Raw genomic sequence first — 3,466 nt, forward strand, 5'->3', positions numbered from 1 at the left:
TAATTGCTTTGTTTCTGCTTATCTGGAATATTCCTTCGGAATATTCTCAGGTTCGTAAAAGTTTACTAAATTAGTTGCCTAACCACGCAACTAAGCATACACAAACACGTTGGCAAACATTATGAAAACGCACATCAAAATAATAATCACGATTTTAATTGTTTTTTGTTCTTGTCAAAGAGCAAAGGATAAAGGACAGGAATTGATTGAAAAATCAAAATCAGAAATTGCGAATGTTTCAAAAAAAGCTTGGAAAAAATCTGTGAATTTTGCTTTCAACTCATTTTCATCAACTGAAAAAGTGAATTTAAGTGATATATATTCCGATGAAAATATTCCAGAAATGGACGAAATGAAAAGTGTTCAAATAAACTTTCCACCCAATTTTTATTCTTGTTATTTTAAATACAAATCGGACAAAACAGAAATTTTAAAGTTTCTATCGGATTTAAAAACTAAACAAACTGAAATATCTGATACAGAAACCGAAAAGACTGATGGAAGTGAAATGAAAAAGAATTTGGAATTTATTGAGAGTGAAATGCCTGAATTTAAAAAAGAAATTTCATTTTTTTACGAAATTGAAAACATAGAGAATATTGAATTTTATCGATGTAATAAATATCCAAATGCGAATTATCTAGCAGTTGATATTAATAATGGAATTATATATCATTTAATTGAAAAATATTGGGATTAAAAAATAACGATTTGCCAACACCGTGTATAATTAATTGCTTCGTTTCTGATCATCTGGAATATTCCTGCGGAATATTCACAGGTTCGTAAATGTTTGCTATCTTAGTTGCTAAACCACGCAACTAACCATACACAAACACGTTAGCTTTAATGCTGAACAAAAATTACGAATAAAATTAAAACAAAAATTATGAATTATTTTTTAACGATTGGAACTTGGCAACTAATTCTGATATTAGCAGTCTTATTTCTTGGAATTCTACCAACAATAATTGCTCTTGTAGATATTTTAAAAAGCGAGTTCAAAGGGAATAATAAAATTGTTTGGGTATTAGTTGTTTTATTTTTCAACTTTTTTGGTGCGATTTTATATTTATTAATTGGTAGAGAACAAAAAATAAAGATTGAGAAATCATAAATCCGATTTTGAGCAAGTTTGCTGAATTGAAAAAGAACTAGTTTATTTTGATTTTTTTTTTGAGTTTTAAGAAAGTAAAAACCGAAAATACTCGGTTGCGGAATTTTGAAAAACACGCTGAATTCTCACTCAAACTCTGAATTAAATTACGTTTGACTTTTTAGCTCGTTTTCGGAATAGAAATCTGAATTAAAAACTCGGAATCTCACTCAAACGGAATTTAGCAAGTTGCGGAATTGAAAATTTAGCGAAAAAATAAAATTGGAAAGAAATATTAAGCTGACAAAAAAGCACTAAAAGCTAACAACGTGTATAATTAATTGCTTACTTCTCAACTACTTACGAAAATTCCGCTGGAATTTTCTATCTGTGATTTGTTTGCTAACTTAGTTGCTTAACCACGCAACTAACCATACACAAACACGTTAGCGCACATAGCTCACTCAGCTCAAAAAAATTAAAAGCTGCGTAAAAGTGGTTTAAAATTAATTCTTTAAAATCTTACTCAACCGACTTTTGACAAATCAAAACGCAAAGTTTACGCGCGACTGACTTTACTCTTGTGTTTAAAAAAATCTGACTTTTGCCAAGCAATACGCAACGGTTGCTTTGGACTTTTCTCTGTTTCTCTAAAAATTTTGAGTTTAGAAATAAACTTATGAGTAAAACATAAAACTACGTGCGCTAACATTGTATAAAAATAATGCGTAATTTAGTACCAAATCAAGAGTAAATGTGTGTTTGCATGCATCTGATTTTCCTTCGGAAAATCCTCGCACACAAACTACGCACTATTCTTATACGTAACCGTTATGTTTTATTTGAAAAAATGAGTGCTTACAGAAAACAACATATAGTTCCAGAAACATACTTAAAACATTTTTCAACTAAATCAGATGGAATTGGAATTTTTGTAATCGATAGTGATGACAAGTATAGAAAAGGAATTCAAAAGAAAAATTCTGGAGACAAGATATTTTGGATACCGAATTATTCAGATACTGATTTTTTCGAGGACAGAAAAGCACTTGAAAAAATGTTCGGAACTGATATTGAAAACAGCTATAATGACATAATTTCTGCCATAGAACTGGAAAAACCCGACATTGACTTTAGCATAAAAGAGGAACTTATAAAATGGATATTTTACACTAAATTGAGAAGTCCTATTTGGGAAAATCATCTTGAAAACTTTACTGATTATGATTATTTTAAAAAACAAGCAGAAGATTTTGCAAGTAGTACAGTAAGTATGCGATGGACAATTTATAAAAGTCCAGAGAGAAAATATTGGTGGACTTCTGACAATCCTGGATTTTGTCATAATTTAAAGGAAATGGAAGCTACACAAAAAATCGAACCAAAACCAATTTACAATATAGTTGGCGTTGACTCTATTTTATATTATCCATTATCAAAAAAGTATTACTTGAATATTCATCCATACAACAATGGAGAAGACTTGAATTTGAATGCGACAAATACAAATGTAAGATTTAAACAAGCTGATTTATCACTATTCAGAATCTTGAATTATTCAACACTTGTAACACAGAAAAGACTGATAATTTCGTCTGAAATGGAACCTTTAAAAGAAATTGAAAAAATAAAAAACAAAACATAACACCGTATAAAAATAATTGCGGTTTAGTGCTTAATCCAAGGTCGTTGCGTGTTTGTAACATCTGATTTTCCTTCGGAAAATCCTCGCATACAAACCCGCAACTATTCTTATACATAAACGTTAGCGCACATAGCTCACTCAGCTCAAAAAAATTAAAAGCTGCGTAAAAGTGGTTTAAAAACAATTCTTTAAAATCTTACTCAACTGACTTTTGACAAAGAATACGCAAAATTTACGCGCGGTTGACTTTACTCTTGCGTTTTAAAAATCTGACTTTTGCCAAGCAATACGCAACGGTTGCTTTGGACTTTTCTCTGTTTCTCTAAAAATTTTGAGTTTAGAAATAAACTTATGAGTAAAACATAAAACTACGTGCGCTAACATTGTATAAAAATAATGCGTAATTTAGTACCAAATCAAGAGTAAATGTGTGTTTGCATGCATCTGATTTTCCTTCGGAAAATCCTCGCACACAAACTACGCACTATTCTTATACGTAAACGTTAGCGCACATAGCTCACTCAGCTCAAAAAAATTAAAAGCTGCGTAAAAGTGGTTTAAAATTAATTCTTTAAAATCTTACTCAACCGACTTTTGACAAATCAAAACGCAAAGTTTACGCGCGACTGACTTTACTCTTGTGTTTAAAAAAATCTGACTTTTGCCAAGCAATACGCAACGGTTGCTTTGGACTTTTCTCTGTTTCTCTAAAAATTTTGAGTTTA

General features: G+C 30.5%; 3 protein-coding genes. All 3 read left to right on the forward strand.

Annotation, left to right across the window (positions count from 1 at the left end; translation table 11 throughout):
- Nucleotides 1–121: 121 nt before the first annotated feature.
- The 3 genes from HM985_RS16830 to HM985_RS16840 all read left to right on the forward strand — a co-directional run bounded on the left by HM985_RS16830 (nt 122) and on the right by HM985_RS16840 (nt 2,741).
- Nucleotides 122–700 (forward strand): hypothetical protein, encoded by a 579-nt coding sequence (locus tag HM985_RS16830; protein ID WP_179377376.1) that lies wholly within the window; start codon nt 122–124, stop codon nt 698–700.
- Between the two features lie 189 nt (nt 701–889).
- Entirely contained in the window at nt 890–1,117 is a 228-nt protein-coding gene (locus HM985_RS16835; protein ID WP_179377377.1) for a PLD nuclease N-terminal domain-containing protein, read from the forward strand.
- 829 nt (nt 1,118–1,946) lie between these two features.
- Nucleotides 1,947–2,741: a DUF4238 domain-containing protein gene (locus tag HM985_RS16840; RefSeq protein ID WP_179377378.1), complete on the forward strand. Its 795-nt coding sequence runs from the start codon at nt 1,947–1,949 to the stop codon at nt 2,739–2,741.
- Nucleotides 2,742–3,466 lie beyond the last annotated feature (725 nt).

Source organism: Winogradskyella wichelsiae (assembly GCF_013403925.1).
GTDB classification, from domain to species: domain Bacteria; phylum Bacteroidota; class Bacteroidia; order Flavobacteriales; family Flavobacteriaceae; genus Winogradskyella; species Winogradskyella wichelsiae.

Bases quoted from the DNA above. Each gene is read 5' to 3' on its own strand.
- HM985_RS16830 (WP_179377376.1), top strand. From the start codon at position 122: ATGAAAACGCACATCAAAATAATAATCACGATTTTAATTGTTTTTTGT.
- HM985_RS16835 (WP_179377377.1), top strand. From the start codon at position 890: ATGAATTATTTTTTAACGATTGGAACTTGGCAACTAATTCTGATATTA.
- HM985_RS16840 (WP_179377378.1), top strand. From the start codon at position 1,947: ATGAGTGCTTACAGAAAACAACATATAGTTCCAGAAACATACTTAAAA.